The sequence below is a fragment of the Vibrio sp. Vb1018 genome (genome assembly GCF_033338775.1).
In the GTDB taxonomy this organism is placed as follows: Bacteria; Pseudomonadota; Gammaproteobacteria; order Enterobacterales; family Vibrionaceae; genus Vibrio; species Vibrio alginolyticus.
In genome coordinates this window covers 84,196-100,312 of the sequence record NZ_JAWOTI010000015.1, presented here as the reverse complement: position 1 = coordinate 100,312, position 16,117 = coordinate 84,196, and the positions used below count along the sequence as shown (strand labels likewise).

Sequence of the window (16,117 nt, the reverse complement as noted above, 5' to 3'; positions counted from 1 at the left end):
TTTACGCGATGCAAAATCGACAAATGAGATTAGCGTTCCTTTCTCGCGACCAAGCGTGCAATAATCAACTGTCTACATAACGAAACCATTTGAAGGATCAAAATGACCGCAACGGATTACCTCAACGACCTCAATCAAAGTTACCTTGCGATTCACCGCACCAAAGAAGATTTCTTTTGGGAAACTTACATGGGGATCAGCGATGACCATAATGGCTCGACGCAAGCACAAACGGCATGGACAAGCTTTTTAAGCAACGCCGAGCAAATTACTGCCATCAAACAACAGCTTGAAGCCGCGGACTCAATTACCGACCCACAAGAGAAACAACAAACCATTACGGGTCTATCTGGTTGGCTGGCGATGTTTGAATCTCACGCTATCGAGGGCGAAAAAGCACAAGCGTTGAAAAATCAGCTCATTGCCTTTGAAGCTGAGCTCTTCGAGAAAAAACAGAACCACGTACAAACATTTACCGATGAGAACGGCGAGCAAGTAGAAGGTTCACTTCCAGTATTAAGCTCAACCATTCGCACTAGCAATCATGAAGAAGTTCGCCAATCAGCTCATCAAGCGTTGCTGAACCTTGAACAATGGCTACTGCAAAACGGCTTTATAGAGCTGATCAAGCTGCGCAACCAGTTCGCTCGCTCACTGGGTTATGCGACTTTCTTTGATTACTCCGTGCAAAAAACGGAAAAGATGAGCTCTGAGCAGCTATTCGAGATTTTGGAAGATTTCGAACAACGCACGCGAGATGCGCATCTAAACAGCTTAGAAAACTTGGCGAAAGAGAAAGGCGAAAGCGCACTAGCAGGCTACAACTTTGTTTACTCATTCGCGGGTGACGTTATGCGTGACCTTGACCCATACGTGCCGTTCTCAAAATCTCTGAGACGCTGGGTAGAATCATTTGGTCGCCTAAATATTGATTACTCTGGCGCGACGCTAACGCTGGATTTACTAGATCGCAAAGGTAAGTACCCGAACGGGTTCTGCCACGGCCCTATCCCTTCTTTCTATAATCAAGGCGAATGGGTCGCAGCGCAGGTGAACTTCACCAGTAATGCCAAGCCAGACCAAGTGGGCAGCGGCTATGATGGCATTAACACGCTGTTCCACGAAGGCGGCCACGCAGCACACTTTGCGAACGTAAAAATGAACGCGCCTTGTTTCTCGCAGGAGTTTGCGCCGACGTCAATGGCTTATGCAGAAACTCAGTCGATGTTCTGTGATAGCCTGTTAACCGATGCCGATTGGCTAAAACAGTACGCACTGGATGATGAAGGGAATTCTGTGCCTGATGAGATTATTCAAGCAATGATCAACAGCCGTCAGCCATTCAAAGCTTATGAAGAACGTAGCATCTTGGTTGTACCATATTTTGAGCGCGCGTTGTATCAATTGAGCGATGACGAGTTAACGCCAGAACGCATCACTAAGCTGGCTCGCGATTGTGAAAAACAGATCCTTGGTTTGGAATGCAGCCCTCGCCCACTGATGGCGATTCCACATTTGCTATCCGACGAAGCGGCTTGTGCGTATCAAGGTTATCTACTCGCGCACATGGCGGTGTATCAGACCCGTGCATACTTCCTTGAGAAGTTTGGTTACCTGACGGATAACCCAGAAATTGGCCCACTGCTGGCAAAACACTACTGGCACGCAGGCAATCACTTGTCTCACAACGAAACCATTGTCAGCCTGACTGGTGAAGGTTTTAATGCTAAGTACCTTGCAGACGTGTGTAACCTGTCGCCAGAACAGGCATGGGAAGTGCAGCAGAAGAAAATCGACTCACTTGCGACGCGAGAACGAGCATCAGTCGCTTCACTGAACGCCGCGATTAAAGTCGTCGACGGCAGTAAAGAGCTGGCAAGCAACGCCATCTCTGACGAACAAATGTGTGACGATTTTGAACGTTACATCGTAGAGACTTACGGTCGATAACACAGAAAGCCAGGAGCTCGCCTTCTGGCTTTTTATTCTTTAGCTAATGCAATAAGAAGGAAGATCCATGTACCAAGAAGTCATCAAATTTTGGTTCGAGGAGCTATCGCCCCAAAATTGGTTTGAAAACAACCCAGAACTGGACAAGCGTATTGCATCGCGATTTGCCTCGGTATTAGAACAAGCGGCTCGTTGTGAACTGTTTAATTGGCGTGACAGCGCACAAGGACGATTGGCCGAAATCATCGTCCTCGACCAGTTTTCACGTAATGTGTATCGCAACACCCCAAAAGCGTTTGCACAAGACCCACTCGCATTAGCATTGGCTCAAGAGGCAATTCGGTTAGGTCACGATAAAGAATTAGCGCCTGAGCAGCTAAGTTTTTTGTACATGCCGTTTATGCACAGCGAATCTCGCCTCATTCATGTCGAAGCTGAAAAATTGTTCCGCGCATCAGGGCTTGAAAATAACTACGATTTTGAGCTAAAACACAAAGCCATCATCGACCAGTTTGGGCGCTATCCTCATCGCAATGCGATACTGGGAAGAGAGAGCACTCCCGAAGAGTTAGCGTTTTTGCAACAACCTGGGTCAAGTTTCTAAATAACAATGAATAATGAGTTAACCATGAGAGACCACGCAGTATGCTGGCCATGCTTGCTAAAACTAGACGGCGACGATGAGCTGATCTATACGCATTCCCAGTCCGACTTAGACTCTGAATGCGAAGCCCTCATTTTTGGGCAAGATGATTACGTTATCGACTCAAATGGCAACACGTTTGAATTGAAAAACAATGGTTCGAACACCACTCTTTTACATCTAAAAGAACGAACGCTGTCCGTAGAAGAGGTTACGTCATTAATCCAATCGCATGAATTCAGCCTCGCGCAACGGTGCATTATCAAGATTCATTTCACCTCGGTGAGGCAAGCTGTTGAGGCCTTAGCTCACTAACTCAATCCCAACATGTACAGCATTAAATAAAATTATCATTTTTATAATTTATGATAATTTCATGTAATCAACATCACGCCATATACTCTCCCACATCGAAACAAGACAACGTTCAAACACACATGTTGGGAGTAAACAAATGAAAATGAATCATGTCGGTATTATGGTCGGAGATATGGACAAAGCGGTTGAGTTTTACACGCAAGCGCTAGGTCTAAAAGTCGTTATGGGCAACACGAAAGTGATTGAAGAACGCGAAACGGCAATTGGCAGAATGTGTATTGCGGTCTTTGGGGAAGGCTTTAAAGGCTTCAACATTGCGCACCTTGTGACAAGTGATGGCATCGGCCTTGAGTTATTCGAAATGAAAGAACGTCAAGAGCGCCATGAAGTGGATTTTTCTCGCATCGGTATCTTCCATTTCTGTTTGCAGACAGACGATTTTGAAGGTGCTATCAAACGCACCGAAGCACTAGGTGGCAAAGTTCGCATGGACATCATGCGTTACCACCCAGAAGACGATAATAAGCCTGCGAAAATGGTTTACCTAGAAGACCCATTCGGCAACCTATTCGAGCTTTACTCACACACTTACGAAGAAACTTACGCTTCTGATTACGAGTAATAGCCCCATCCATATTCCAAAAGGCTAGCAATACGCTAGCCTTTTTTGTTTGCTTTGAGTTGCAGTGTTTCTGCACTCGCTCTAGCAAAAAAACATCTTGAATTTGATCATTTCTCTCACCACTTTTAAGGTCACTTTATACTTACCTCAACACAATGCAAAAAGGAGTGAAGCATGCCCACCAAAAATCCAATCGCCATCAAAGCGCTTGATCATGTTGTATTAAGGACCTGTAACCTCGATGCTATGTTGCATTTCTATCGAGACATTTTGGGCTGCCCTGTCGAACGCGAAGTAACGGAACTTGGTTTAACTCAACTTAGGGCAGGTAACGCATTGATTGATGTAGTGACGGTAGACAGCGAATTGGGCCAACTCGGCGGTAAGCCACCAGTTCAAAATGGTCGTAATATTGACCATTTTTGCCTGCAATTGGCGCCTTTTTCCGAGGATGAATTACTGGAATATCTGCGTGCGCGCGGCATTGAAACCGAAGAGTTTGCGAAGCGGTATGGCGCACAAGGGTTCGGTAGATCACTCTATATACATGATCCGGAAGGAAATGTCGTCGAGTTAAAACCTCAAGTGATTGATGAGTAAGCTACACTTTACTGTGTTACTGACCATTTGTTTCTCACCATTGTAGAAGGCTCAAAAAAATGAACGCGATCTCGTTAGTCCAAGGCGACATCACCACCGCCCATGTCGATGCCATCGTGAATGCAGCAAACCCGAGAATGCTCGGCGGAGGTGGCGTCGATGGTGCCATTCATCGCGCAGCAGGGCCTGCGCTTATCAATGCGTGTTATGCCGTTGATGATGTCGACGATATTCGATGCCCGTTTGGTGACGCACGCATTACTGAGGCTGGCAATTTAAACGCGCGTTACGTCATTCATGCCGTTGGCCCGATTTACGATAAATTCGCCGATCCAAAAGCGGTGTTGGAATCTGCATATCAACGTTCGCTGGATCTCGCGCTCGCCAACCACTGCCAAAGTGTGGCGCTGCCTGCGATTTCTTGCGGAGTGTATGGTTACCCACCTCAAGAAGCAGCAGAAGTCGCGATGGCCGTTTGCCAAAGACCGGAATACGCGGCACTCGACATGCGCTTTTACTTGTTTACTGAAGAGATGCTTTCGATATGGCAACACGCCCTGACCCAGCACTAAAATCTTTGTGACAAGAGGCATAAAAAACCGGACTGCTAACACAGTCCGGTTTGTCTTATTTGTCACTGAATTATCGTTCGTTAAGCGCTACGAATGCTAGGGGGGGTCATCCAAAGCGCCTAATGTGTGCGATCTAGTTTTTGAAGAATCCGTTGTACATCATGTACAAATGCGCTGCAGACCAAGAGAAGTTCGACGCACCTTGTACCGCGCCCGTCTCTGGGTTGTAGTTTTCACGGATTGGCATGTCACCCGTCATACCTTCTGCGTTGTTAAACAGTTCATTCGCCATTGCAATCGCTTCTTCTTTGTAGCCGTAGTTTTCCATCGCACGGAAGCCAAAGTACACTTGATCTAGCCACACGCGACCACGCCAGTACACATCTTTACCGTAAGCAGGGTTGGTTTGCGATGCGGTCGGCAAAGGCACTCCCGTTCCTTGGAATTTATCTGGCGTGTTGAACTCGTCTTGATCACGCATCACCGCGATCACTTTATCGGCATGCTCTTGCGTTGCTGCACCATTAAACAGCGGCGACCAACCTTCAGGACCACGTCCACGCTCTACAATCGGCAAACCCGCACAACCATTTGCAAGAGGCGCAGGAGTAGTGCCATCTTCAGCCACATTCAAGTGAATGTCGTAGAAGAATCCTGTGCTTTCATCAAACATACATTGGTTAATGTAAGTCTTGATTTTTTCTGCGCCATTAAGGAATTCTTGCGCACGATCTTTACCTTCTACGCCATCAGACACCAACTTCGCCATTTCCGCTAAGTATTTGTTGTCTGAGTACATGTAAGAGGCTTGATCCACCGATTCTTGCAGCATAGAGAAGCCAAGCAGCTCACCGTCCGCTGCGTTATTGTTGGTGCGGTTTTCTGCAAAACGAACTTCCCAATCTTTCTTCGCTAGATCGAGTTTCGCTAAGTTTTCCGCTGACGTATTGCTGTACACCCACTCTTCGCCTTCCAGCTTGATGCTGTTATCAAAGCCGTACGCACTTGCCGCGTAGCGACCAAGTTGATCCACATTTCTGTCTGGGTTGCTGATGTCTTCAGCTTGCGAATTCATGTTGTGGATGTTGTAGATAAAGCCAAAACGAGCCGCGTTATCCATGCCCGATTCCCAGCCCGCCGCTTCTTGTGCGCCGACGTGAATCGTCATGTAATCCACTTCATCGAGAATCTTATTGTAAGACGCCATGCCTTTTACTTTATAAGAATTGCCGTTTTGCTCGATGATGTCTTCTGCAGGAATAATGGTCGTGAAGTTAGGATCGCGCGTTTCTACCCAAACGTACATCACGCCTTCTTCCGTGTTGTGTGCTGGGTCTACTGCCGCGCCGTATTCAGGCACACCATTTTGGTTGTGGTCGCGGTTGGATAGCCACCAATCGTGGTATGCCACCAACTTCGGATACATTTCATCAATGAATTTTTGCGCGTCTTCTGGGCGATCAAACTGGTTCACGAGAGCGTAATACACCTCCATCACAGACCATGCCGCCAACGATGGTTTCGTATTGCGTTCGTTCCAGTTTTCAGAGCCAGCACCACCACGACTAACAGGTTTGGTGTACGTCAACACATCCAGCAAGTAGCCTTTATCTTGCGGACGGATCTTGTCATCAGCTTGAACTTGCTCTTGGAATACCGTGCGAATGTTGTCCATCGCAACATCTGGGTTGAAATGCGCCATCGCGTACGCTTGTTTCCACGAATCCCACGGCCACGTTAAGTTACCAGAGAACCAACGCGCAGTGACCGATGGCGTGACTGTCGCTTGTTCAATATCGCCCGCCGCAGAGCGCCAGTTACCGTTTAGGGTCTCCATCGCTTTTACCGCTACGCGAGCTTGGTCTGCTGTCGCTTCTTTGTTGATAAGACCATTCGCTAAATAGCCGTCCCAACGCGCTTTCGACGCTTCCATGTATTGAGTTGGATTCGCTAATACATCTTGCAATTTCAACGATTCTGACTGCACTTCTTTCGCATTGTGCAGGTTAGAATACGCCGTATAAACCGCCGATGTTTGCTCAGCTGGTAGGCTCATCTCCGCGGTAGAACTGAATGAGGTTTCGTTGGTGAACGTCTTCGTCGGTAGAGAACGAGTAATGCGGAACTCGGCATCGCGGTCATTACGAATCGCCCAGTTGTCTTTCATCTCGCTAAAGTTAATTTTAATGCCGTTTTCGATGGTCGAAATCTGGCGCTTGTAATCTGGGTAGTACTGCGCCACGGTTTGGTTTTTGCGCGTCGACAGCGCGTATTTCACCAACTCGCCGTCCCACTCCAACGCCAAGTTCATATCACGATCAGTTTTGTTAGTGATGAGCGTTTCCACCAGCGAAGAGCGATCAGTCACGAAGCGCAGCACCATTTGCACGTGAATATCGTCCAAGTCCAACACCTGCACTAACGCACCTGGAATGGAATAGACTTTCGCTTCTGCGTTCGATAAATCGTAAGTTTGGCCACTCACTTTGTCGGTCAACGTGAGCTTGTCGAACGTTTGGCCAGACATAAAATGCGCGTACTCTTGCGTCACTTGCATAATACCGCCGAAAGCGCCATAACCCGCCGCATCTTCAGGTAGCAAATGGCCATGCCACGCGCCGTTGTCCGTGAGTGCGTTGTACTTCAGGTTCGAATAACTGTCGTAATCACGCAGGTAAGTTGGATTACCAGTACGATCAATCACGTTAGTAAATTCCGAAGTTGGCGCCTGTGGTAAACGGATTTCAGTTTTATCATTGGAACCACATCCAACAAGCGAAATAGTAGCCCCGATCAGAATGGCAAGTGTGCTCTTTTTAAACATACTTTTTCCCTATTATTTACGTTATTTTTATATTCTCATTTATATAAATGAGTATTTTTAGTGTGCAGAAGCTCGGCTCGCACTAAATAAGCACGAGCTTCCAATAATTATTCTTTTATTTTTCTTTAGCGATAGTGATGGATTTTAATAAATCGCCATTAATATTCGGAATTGTGTCAGCCAAAAATATCTGATTACCAGGCGTAAAAGTGAGTAAAACATTTTTTAGTCGTTGACTGTTTTCACTGGTTTTATTTTGAACATCAAACTCAATTAATTTGTTGTACACTTCATTTGCCAGTTTTTCTTCTTGTTCTTCGGTAATAGCAATGCGTCCAACACAAATTGGAGGCCGAATATCGTGGCTAAACACTTCTTCACGAAAGCGCTGTGCAAATAGCGTGTCTAAATTTGAACCTTCTTCAAAAATAAAGCGGCCTGTATCTTTAAATTGATAGTGTTTATCCCCTTTCAGTTCAATGTAATCCATCATTTCTAGTGCACGTAAATAGAGCGCAACGGAAGTATCACTCAGCTGGTATCTCCGTGCGATCTCTTCTAAAGACCACTCAGGTCGACGCAAAAGATAAAGAAAATCAAATAAGTGAGGATATTGATGGAAAATCTCACTGTTGGTGTCGGTGATAAACTGTTCATTCTCTTGCTGCAGCTGCTTACCTCGCATGGATAACTCAACCAAATCCGTATCAAGGTGCGTGGCGTACAACAAGATTTTATCTAAACCAAGAGACGTATTGTGAAGCTGCCTTTTTATGGTAGAAAGCGGGATTCCAAGTCCAATAGAAAGCTCGGAATATCCAATGCCTTTTTCTTTTATTTTTTCTCGTAAAGCAGCAAGTAAATACGTTGCAGAATTATTCATCGAACAATGCCTGTATTTTATTTATTCAGCATCCATGATGATAAATTCAAGAGAGTCCTACTCTTGTGATTTTGGTCTCAATATTCTATCTTGTTGGCGTAAAACATGTCTTATCCATTAGATTTTTTTACTTTTCTTTAACTGGATACATTTTACCCATCAAGAACAAGCTATAGCCATTGCTCTATGAGCTTATCAAGATAATAGTCAGTATAATTGTTTTGAAGAGTAAAATTAAGATGGCAAAGATTTTTACTAAAACTTTTCTGATAAGAGCGCAAATTTTCAGATCAAAAGTATCAAAAAATGACACCAATCGATTTATAAAAGCGTGAGATCACAATTGGAAAGTGAATCTATGGAAATTTTTAATTTCAATGACCAGTAAAATCCTTGTTATATTCTGAAAATAACAAGGTTAATTTCTAAAATAATTATTGAAGTAAGATCATATTATTAAGTCAAAATTCCAGCTGGATCACATATTTCTTTTTCTCGCCACCATTGTTTATTTATATGTTCTTGATGAACGTAAAAACTTTCCCCCGGCATTGGCGTCAGCAGCGTTATATGTTCTTTTTGACAATGGGCAAGCAAATCTAAAATCGGTTCGTCCCAGCGGTGAGTAAATAGCTCGTATGTAGCCCAATGTACTGGCAACAGTTTTTTCGCATTTAAATCGCGAAACGCTTGCACGGTATGATGAGCCTGCATGTGCCCCCAGTTTTCGACCGGATAACCTTGGCCTTTCACATCGGCAGCCACTTCCAAACAGGCAATGTCGATTGGTCCACATCGCTGTGCGATCTCGGAAAAGTGCGAATCGTAAGCTGAATCGCCACTAAAATAGAGCGTCTCTTCTTTGCCTTTGATGACCCAAGAAGCCCACAGGGTCGCGTTTTTATCGAAATAAGTACGACCCGAATTATGGTTAGCAGGCGTACAAATCAGTTCGATTCCAGCATAGTGCACGCTATCCCACCAATCGAATTCCACGATGTTGTCTGCGTAAACGCCCCACTTTATCAGATGCTTGCCAACCCCTAAGGGTACATAAAACGTCACGGGTTTATCGGCGTAAAAACGTATGGTCGATGCTTCTAAATGGTCGTAATGATCGTGCGAAATCACAATAATTTCAGGAATCGGCAAACGATCTCTGGCATGGGTATTGGGAATATTGCGTTCAAACCACGCTTTTGCGATGAACGGAGAAGCGTAATCAAATAACGGATCGGTCAGAATTCGAATGCCATCGACCTCCACCAGCATGGTGGAATGGCCCAGCCAAGTAACGCGCATCGATTCACTTCGCTGCGCAAACTGCGTGGGTTGAATTGGGGAATGTGGCAGATGTTCGTTAGGACTCAACGGCGTTCTACCACCAAGATAACTCCAACACACCTGCCAGAATGATTGCGGACTAGGGACGTTTGGCATCTCGTTTTTAACGCGGCCGTTTTCAAATTGAGGCGAGTGGTGAACACGGTGCGCCAACTGCGCATGGTAGGTTTGAGGCGGAATCAGTGAATCTGGCTTTTGTGTCTTTTGTTCACTCGTTAGGTATGTGCGCTTAAGTATCGTCTCAGACATATTGTAGTTTTGTCTCACTTGCGAACGCTCAACAGTAGGTTTATTAAAACGTGCGTGTATGTCTATTTCGTGACCAAAATGAGGTGTAAGATGAAGATTCAGTTTCAATCAAACGTCTTCTATTTAAGGATACGGTTCTCAAACCTTCTGAATACTGCGTCGGTTTGAAAGGAGAAAACTATGGTGACTTGCAGCCAATACGATTTTATTGAAATCGCCTGTATGTTTAAGCTCCCTATCGAGATCACACTAAAAAATGGTGAAACTCATCAGGGCAACGCGTTCGACACAGGCTACGACATGCAGCGACAAGAGTGTTTGTTTTTAGATATGGATGGAGAGCACACCGCCTTCCCGACTGAACAATTAGTCGCAATGCGCGCGCTCAAAGCCAATCCGCATTTTGACGAAGTGACGTTTGAGTAAACGTCCTTCTTTCACTGACACCGTCCAATAAAAAACGCCTCTCAAGCTGACACAACTTGAGAGGCGTTCTCTTACACGGTTCACCTGAACTTGTTGTTATTCACGCGACCGGATGAAAACCAGCATCGGCATCATGATCACGAACATCACTCCCACAAGCTGGAAGGTGTGCACAAACGAGACCATTTGCGATTGTTGCTGCAACATCTGTTGGTATTGGTCTAACGCAACCGGATCGGTAATGGAAAGCCCCTGATTGGCCGCCCAGTCATGCAAGTTAGGATTATAAGGATTAATACCCTCACCCAGCGCATGCCATTGCTGCTGACTATCACGATATTGGAACGTGGTAGCGATAGAGATACCAAACGAACTACCAATCGTACGGAACAGATTGTAAATACTCGCCGCCGCGACAGATTGCTCTTTCGGAATCGTTAAATACGCCAAGGTGGACAGCGTCGAGAAGGTTAAACCAAGCCCCATTCCCTGAATCATACTCGGCATCACAATCCAAAATGTATCGATCTGCAGTGAGTATTGCGTCATCAAATAACTACCAATCCCGATGCAGCTCAAGCCAAAGACTATTTTGATTCTGGGATCGAATTGCGGATTGAGCTTAATCACCAAAATCAACATCGCCGCTGACGCCAATCCACGCGGTGCCATTAATAAGCCAGTGGTTGAGACCGGATAATCCAGCAAGCTTTCCAACAGCATCGGTTGTTGAGTCGTCAGGCCAAACATCGCCATCGACACCACGGCAATCATCAACGACGAGACCATAAGATTTCGGTCTTTAAGCAGCCATAATGGCGCTATTGGGCTTTTGGTTTTCCAGCTACGATAAATCCACATCACCGACCCCATGACAGCGAGTAATATCGCGGTCTGGATCATGCGTGAGTTGAGCCAGTCTTCTTCGTTACCTTTATCCAACACAAACTGCAACGCGCCCACACCTAACGCCATGTAACCGATGATCCACCAGTCAAAGTTGGGTTTGGATTTGTTGTCGATGTGGATATAGCGATAAATCAAAGAGGTACAAATCAAACCGAATGGCAAGTTGATGTAAAATATCCAGCGCCAATTGATGTTGTCGGTGATCACGCCACCCACGACTGGGCCCAAAATAGGACCAAGCAAAATGCCGATGGAGAAAATCGCCATCGCTTTGCCTTTTTGCTCGTACGGATAAATCTGCACTAACGTCGACTGCGCCAATGGAATCACCGACGCGCCGAAAGCGCCTTGGATAATGCGAAATAGCACCATCTCTTCAAGAGACTGTGCTTGCCCACAAAGCGCACTGGCAATTACAAAACCGATCACAGCAACCAGCATGACTTTGCGTTCACCAAAGCGCGACACCCAGAAACTGGTCATCGGAATGAAGATCGCTTCCGCCATGCTGTAACCCGTCAGCACCCAAGTAATTTGGTCTGCCGTTGCGCCCAACGCGCCCATCATGTGCGATAGCGACACGTTCGCAACGGTCATATCGATTAACACCATGATGGCAGAAAGCATCACGGCGACGGTGGCAATCCCCCGTTTGTCTGCCGTAATTTGATGGTTCATTGCACGCTACTTTGCAAATCAATGGTGACTTCTGAGCTCGCACCCACGCGAAGTTGCGGCGCATCGGCCGGTACTTCTAATGCCAAACGTACAGGGAAACGTTGTTTGATTTTAACCCAGTTACCCGTTGCGTTTTCTGGTGGCATCAAGGAGAACGATGTACCACTCGCAGGCGACAGCTGCTCTACCGTTGCTTTCCACACCACGTCTGGGTACATATCAATCACCACATCCGCATGCATGCCAGGTTTAATATGAGTAAGATCGGTTTCTTTAAAGTTCGCGCGTACCCAATAGCTGTCTTTTAAAATCACAGGGAACAACGTTTGACCCACGCTAACGACCGAGCCTACGTGCGTATTGATCTCACCGGCAATGCCATCCACTGGTGACGTAATGTCGGTGTAGCTCAAGTTCAGCTCTGCTTGCGCTAACTGTGCTCCCGCTTGTTGAACAACCGCAGCCTCTGCGCCTTCTTCACCACGGTTCGCAATGGCTTTTTCTACCGTCGCGCGCGCTTGCTCCAGGCTCGCTTGGGCATTGGCTAGTTTGTTTTTTGCCGTATCTAAATCTTGGTTCGACGCCAGTTTGCGTTTCACCAAGGAATCCGTACGTTTGTACTCCACTTGCGCTTCTATCAGGTTAGAGCGCGCCGCATCTAAGCCCGCAACAGCTTCAGTTACCTGCTTATCGGCAACATCATGTTGCTGGACCGCCAATTGGTATGCCGCTTTTGCTTGCTTCACTGCCAACAAATATGGGCGTGAATCTATCTTCAGCAGTAGGTCACCTTTGTTAACAGATTGGAAGTCTTTGACATCCGCGGAAACCACTTGGCCTTTTACCTGAGGCGCTACCGACAAAATTTTTGCCCTAACGTAGGCATCTTCCGTGCTTGGGTGACTGTCTGAATACTGCCAAGACCAATACATCGCACCAAATGCGATAACACAGAGAGTAAAGAAAAGAGTTTTTACCAGCTTAGATCTGGAGGAGGAATGCTTTGCGATGTCGTCGCTCATTTATATTGTCCACTTGTTCAATTATGTGATCAGTGTAGGACTTTTCGATCTTCCGACAATAAAATGATCTGCAAGGTAAAGATCCAATTTTTCATGTTGCTAAGTGGAGTAAATGATGTGCAATCAAAACGAGGATAAAAAAGAGGGGCAGTCCCCGTAACCGCCCCCAAAGTCATGCCAATAATAGTAATGTGCGTGTAACTACTGGTTTTTCTTAGAACTTGTAACCGCCGCTGATCATAAATACCCAAGGGTTAATTTTGACGTCGGTTTTTTGCTTCTCTCCACCTGCTTTGTAAGTTGCTTCTGTTTCAATGTTTGCGTACCACGCAGCAGCGTTGAGGAACCATTGATCGTTGATCATGTAGTCCACACCAATATTCGCTGCTAGACCGAATGAGTCATCCAACTTAAGATCTGAAAGACCAGCGCCTTTACCCGTGCTATTGAAGCCCTCATCAAAGAACATGGTGTAGTTGAGACCTGCACCCACGTATGGACGGAACTTACTTTGTGGCTCGCCAAAGTAGTACTGCACCATAAGCGTTGGTGGAAGGTGTTTGGTGTCCGCGATATCACCAAGACCTAACAAGTCTGTTGAAATATCGTGGCTGAATGGTGTTGCTGCTAGAAGCTCTAAACTGATGTTGTCTGTAAACATGTAGCCAAACGTCAAACCAAGCTGCGTATTTGAATCCACTTTCAATTCTTCTTGAGAACCAAGAATCTTATCGCTGCTGTCGTTTGGAACGACAGACGCCGCACCAACACGAAGAACGAAGTCACCTTGTTTATGAGCGAAAACACTTGGTGACACGAGTGCAGCAACCACTGCTAGACTGCAGATTGTTTTTTTCATTTTTATTTCCTTTCGTAGGGCTTCGTTATGTCGTACCCAAAGGGGTGCCTGCTAACTGATCTGAGATTTCAAGTAAACTCAGCGCCTTGAAGCACACGGGTATCTATATCTTTTTGAGCTGTGCGCAATCTAGCACATAGAAACCCTACTATTTTGATGGAAATCAATTTGTGAAAAATATAGGTTTTTTGTATGGAGAAACGCCATATTGATCAACAAATTATGCAAATAGGATACAATTCTGTAATGCAAACTGTGCGTGTGAGTTGCCATGCATACCCATAAATGCGAATCCTCTCGTTAAGGCTCGTAGCCAGTAAAAACTTTTTTCGTCCTCTACTTCTTCTATTTTCAAAAAAAAAACCACTTAAAAAGCTCGTTTGACCCCTTAAAATCGCGATTTGAGGGGTTTGTAAAACACTGAAATACAAGAAGTTATTTTTATGGAAAATCAGTCACTTGGAGTGCTAGTCTGCTCGCAGCTAAGGAGAAGACATGTTAAAAACCGACCTCATTTTTGAACGAGAAAACTTTTCTCATCACGATTTTCAGAATGCCACCTTTAAAAACTGCCACTTTTATATGTGCTGTTTCGACCATGCCGATCTGCGCGATGCTAAGTTCATCGACTGTCGCTTTATCGAATCCAAAGCGCTAGAAGGGTGTAGTTTTCGCTTCGCGAACTTAAAAGACGCCAGCTTTACGAACTGTATGTTGGCGATGAGCCTGTTTAACGGCGCAAATTGTATGGGCTTGGAGCTGCGTAAGTGCGATCTCAAAGGGGCAAACTTCCAAGGTGCGAACTTTGCTAATCGCGTCAGTAACACCATGTTTTTCTGTTCTGCTTTTATTACTGGCTGCAACCTCACCTACTGTAACTTCGAACGAGTGTTACTAGAAAAATGTGACCTCTTTGAAAACCGTTGGAACGGTGCGAACCTCGCAGGGGCAACTCTCAAAGGCTCGGATTTATCTCGCTGCGAATTCTCGCCAGAACAATGGGGAACCTTTAACGTTGAGCAATGTGATCTGACTCATGTCGAACTAGACGGGCTGGATGTTCGCCGCGTTTCTCTGTTTGGTGTTAAAATTTGTGATTGGCAACAAGAGCAATTGCTTGCGCCTTTTGGATTGATCATTCTCTAAGGAAAGGCCATGAACCTGTTTAAAGACTTACCGAATAACCTCGACGAGGAAGTGTTCGAAGACCTGCTGACCCACAAAAACCTGCGTATAGAACGCATTGTCTCAACAGGGCAAACCTCGCCCGAAAGTGGCTGGTACGATCAAGAAGAACATGAATGGGTCTTGGTTCTTAAAGGAGCTGGAGAGCTGACTTTTGAATCAGGTGTAGTGCAACGACTTGAGGCAGGCGATCACGTTACGATTCCAGCTCATACCAAACACAAAGTGAGCTGGACTGACCCAACGCAAGAAACCATCTGGTTGGCGGTGTTTTATCAATAAACACAAAACGATCTTAAACCCAAAAATAGGCGCTGAGTTTGCTCGATACTACTAAGCCGTCACTGGCACTGTTTGATTTTGATGGCACCATCACCCGAGAGGATATGTTTAGCCTTTTCCTCCACTATTCTGCTTATGGCCTGCGCAAACGAGTAGGAAAGGTCGCTATCATGCCATTTTATGCGCTGTACAAACTCGGAGTGTTACCCGCTCGTGTTATGCGCCCTCTCAGCAGTTTTATTGCATTTTCAGGGAAAGAAACGCAGAAAATTGAAGCGATTGGCACTCAGTTTGCCCATGAAGTGATCCCGCTGTACTTACGGCCAGAAGCGATGGAAAGGTTGGCGTGGCATCAACACAGAGGCGATACCATTGTGGTGGTGTCGGCATCACTCAATGCATATCTCAAGCCTTGGTGTGAAGTGAACGGTTACCACTTGCTGTGCAGTGAACTGATCTCAGAACAGCCAAAACTGAGTGGCTTTTACCAGCAAGGTGATTGCAGTTTAGAAAGAAAAGTCTCGCGCGTTAGGGCCACGTTTTCGCTCGACGAGTTTGCGTCTATTTATGCCTACGGTGATACGCACGAAGACATTCCGATGCTAAAACTGGCAGACTACGCGATGCTCAACTGGAGCGAGTGGAGAGCAAGCGAATAACGATATGTGCTCTGATTTTCAAGACAACCACTCAACCAAAGTGATCGTTTTAGACTGAAAAAACAAACCCTTCTCACATGAGAAGGGTTTAC

The 16,117-nt window shown here is 45.8% G+C and carries 16 protein-coding genes; 10 read left to right on the top strand and 6 right to left on the bottom strand.

What is annotated here, in order from left to right:
* The first annotated feature begins 102 nt into the window (after nucleotides 1-102).
* The 6 genes from R7Z10_RS16150 (at nucleotide 103) to R7Z10_RS16125 (ending at nucleotide 4,705) form a co-directional block, all read left to right on the top strand.
* Entirely contained in the window at nucleotides 103-1,950 is a 1,848-nt protein-coding gene (locus R7Z10_RS16150) for a M3 family metallopeptidase (protein WP_318105294.1), read from the top strand.
* Nucleotides 1,951-2,017: 67 nt separating this feature from the next.
* The gene (locus tag R7Z10_RS16145) at nucleotides 2,018-2,554 is read left to right on the top strand and encodes a DUF924 family protein (protein WP_005374339.1); all 537 of its coding nucleotides are present in this window, start codon (nucleotides 2,018-2,020) and stop codon (nucleotides 2,552-2,554) included.
* 24 nt (nucleotides 2,555-2,578) lie between these two features.
* Nucleotides 2,579-2,908 carry a DUF4144 domain-containing protein gene (locus R7Z10_RS16140; protein WP_017634368.1) on the top strand — a complete coding sequence of 110 codons (330 nt, stop codon included), beginning with the start codon at nucleotides 2,579-2,581 and terminating at the stop codon, nucleotides 2,906-2,908.
* A 139-nt stretch (nucleotides 2,909-3,047) separates the two neighbouring features.
* The gene (locus tag R7Z10_RS16135; protein WP_005374344.1) at nucleotides 3,048-3,533 is read left to right on the top strand and encodes a VOC family protein; all 486 of its coding nucleotides are present in this window, start codon (nucleotides 3,048-3,050) and stop codon (nucleotides 3,531-3,533) included.
* Nucleotides 3,534-3,707: 174 nt separating this feature from the next.
* Nucleotides 3,708-4,133 carry a VOC family protein gene (locus tag R7Z10_RS16130; RefSeq protein ID WP_017634369.1) on the top strand — a complete coding sequence of 142 codons (426 nt, stop codon included), beginning with the start codon at nucleotides 3,708-3,710 and terminating at the stop codon, nucleotides 4,131-4,133.
* A 59-nt stretch (nucleotides 4,134-4,192) separates the two neighbouring features.
* Nucleotides 4,193-4,705: a macro domain-containing protein gene (locus R7Z10_RS16125; RefSeq protein WP_064354461.1), complete on the top strand. Its 513-nt coding sequence runs from the start codon at nucleotides 4,193-4,195 to the stop codon at nucleotides 4,703-4,705.
* Between the two features lie 133 nt (nucleotides 4,706-4,838).
* Here the strand turns inward: R7Z10_RS16125 and ygjK are convergent, their stop codons facing one another.
* The 3 genes from ygjK to R7Z10_RS16110 all read right to left on the bottom strand — a co-directional run bounded on the left by ygjK (nucleotide 4,839) and on the right by R7Z10_RS16110 (nucleotide 10,005).
* Nucleotides 4,839-7,529 carry an alpha-glucosidase gene (gene ygjK, locus R7Z10_RS16120; protein ID WP_064354460.1) on the bottom strand — a complete coding sequence of 897 codons (2,691 nt, stop codon included), beginning with the start codon at nucleotides 7,527-7,529 and terminating at the stop codon, nucleotides 4,839-4,841.
* 115 nt (nucleotides 7,530-7,644) lie between these two features.
* Nucleotides 7,645-8,412, bottom strand: a complete 768-nt coding sequence (locus R7Z10_RS16115) for a hypothetical protein (protein WP_064354459.1) — start codon at nucleotides 8,410-8,412, stop codon at nucleotides 7,645-7,647.
* 456 nt (nucleotides 8,413-8,868) lie between these two features.
* Nucleotides 8,869-10,005 (bottom strand): MBL fold metallo-hydrolase, encoded by a 1,137-nt coding sequence (locus tag R7Z10_RS16110; RefSeq protein WP_318105291.1) that lies wholly within the window; start codon nucleotides 10,003-10,005, stop codon nucleotides 8,869-8,871.
* 180 nt (nucleotides 10,006-10,185) lie between these two features.
* Here R7Z10_RS16110 and R7Z10_RS16105 point away from each other — a divergent pair, with 180 nt between their 5' ends.
* On the top strand, nucleotides 10,186-10,431 hold the full coding sequence (locus R7Z10_RS16105; protein WP_005460845.1) for a Rho-binding antiterminator: 246 nt from the start codon (nucleotides 10,186-10,188) through the stop codon (nucleotides 10,429-10,431).
* 96 nt (nucleotides 10,432-10,527) lie between these two features.
* Here R7Z10_RS16105 and R7Z10_RS16100 read toward each other — a convergent pair whose 3' ends face one another.
* The 3 genes from R7Z10_RS16100 to ompW form a co-directional block, all read right to left on the bottom strand.
* Nucleotides 10,528-12,018 (bottom strand): MDR family MFS transporter, encoded by a 1,491-nt coding sequence (locus R7Z10_RS16100; protein ID WP_025589648.1) that lies wholly within the window; start codon nucleotides 12,016-12,018, stop codon nucleotides 10,528-10,530.
* Nucleotides 12,015-13,040, bottom strand: coding sequence for an HlyD family secretion protein (locus tag R7Z10_RS16095; RefSeq protein ID WP_064354458.1), 1,026 nt, complete (start codon nucleotides 13,038-13,040; stop codon nucleotides 12,015-12,017). Before R7Z10_RS16095 ends, R7Z10_RS16100 begins: the two co-directional genes overlap by 4 nt.
* A gap of 214 nt (nucleotides 13,041-13,254) precedes the next feature.
* Nucleotides 13,255-13,899, bottom strand: a complete 645-nt coding sequence (gene ompW / locus R7Z10_RS16090) for an outer membrane protein OmpW (RefSeq protein ID WP_064354457.1) — start codon at nucleotides 13,897-13,899, stop codon at nucleotides 13,255-13,257.
* A gap of 495 nt (nucleotides 13,900-14,394) precedes the next feature.
* Between ompW and R7Z10_RS16085 the strand changes: the two genes are divergently transcribed.
* The 3 genes from R7Z10_RS16085 to R7Z10_RS16075 are packed head-to-tail and all read left to right on the top strand — an operon-like array spanning nucleotide 14,395 to nucleotide 16,025.
* A complete protein-coding gene (locus R7Z10_RS16085) occupies nucleotides 14,395-15,045 on the top strand; it encodes a Qnr family pentapeptide repeat protein (RefSeq protein WP_005374358.1) in 651 nt (216 codons plus the stop codon).
* Between the two features lie 9 nt (nucleotides 15,046-15,054).
* Entirely contained in the window at nucleotides 15,055-15,366 is a 312-nt protein-coding gene (locus R7Z10_RS16080) for a cupin domain-containing protein (protein ID WP_005383281.1), read from the top strand.
* 38 nt (nucleotides 15,367-15,404) lie between these two features.
* Nucleotides 15,405-16,025, top strand: a complete 621-nt coding sequence (locus R7Z10_RS16075; RefSeq protein WP_053308043.1) for an HAD-IB family hydrolase — start codon at nucleotides 15,405-15,407, stop codon at nucleotides 16,023-16,025.
* Nucleotides 16,026-16,117: the final 92 nt, after the last annotated feature.